Below are 785 nucleotides of genomic sequence, written 5' to 3'. Positions count from 1 at the left end.
AATTACAAAAAATCATTTGAGGTTGTCAATAAAATTATAGATAATAAAAATATTCAAAAATTTATATGTAATGTTGAAAAAAATATAAAATTAATCGGAATCACAAATACAGGAAAAGTATTTAACATTGATTGGGAATCAAATATCAATAAAGACTATAAATTAGATAATAAAATTCTTGGAAATATTCATCCTAGTGAAATAATAAATTTTCATTCAATTAAAAAAGAAACTAGAAATTATTTATGCATCTTAAATTCAGATGGAAGATTTAAAAAAGTTTTATTTGATGAAGATATGATTAAAAGCAATAGATCTTTCACTATTTCAAAATTAAAAAATAATTTAAAAACAATTGATTCTTTTATTTCTAATGAAAGCAAAGATTTAATAATATTAACCTCGATAGGAAGAATTTTTAAATTTAATTTGTCAAATAAATTTTTAATGCCAGCTTCCAAACAATCCCAAGGATTAATAATTGCAAAACTTTTACCATCTGAAAAAATCGTTTCATGTTGTACATTTAATGATGGAGAAAATATTTTTTTAATATCTAAACAAGGAAAGATCTTTTGCATTAATAGTAATGAAATTTACTTCTCAAATGAATACAGTTTGGGATATTTAAATGAAAAAACTCAACTTAAAAACGACTACTTCCTAAAAATAATGGCAAGTAACCATTACCTTGATATTGAAACTAATAAAAATAAATCTGCGAGATTAGACTTAAATAAATTAAATTTCAAATCCAATAAATCAAACTTTTTGATTGATTTTTT

General features: G+C 21.0%; 1 pseudogene. It reads left to right on the top strand.

Annotation, left to right across the window (positions count from 1 at the left end):
• Positions 1 to 785: pseudogene (locus AMO19_RS00440) on the top strand (DNA gyrase subunit A); the annotation flags it as partial.

The sequence above is a fragment of the Prochlorococcus marinus genome, assembly GCF_001180245.1.
Taxonomy (GTDB): Bacteria; Cyanobacteriota; Cyanobacteriia; order PCC-6307; family Cyanobiaceae; genus Prochlorococcus_A; species Prochlorococcus_A marinus_F.
This window is presented reverse-complemented; position numbering and strand designations above follow the sequence as displayed.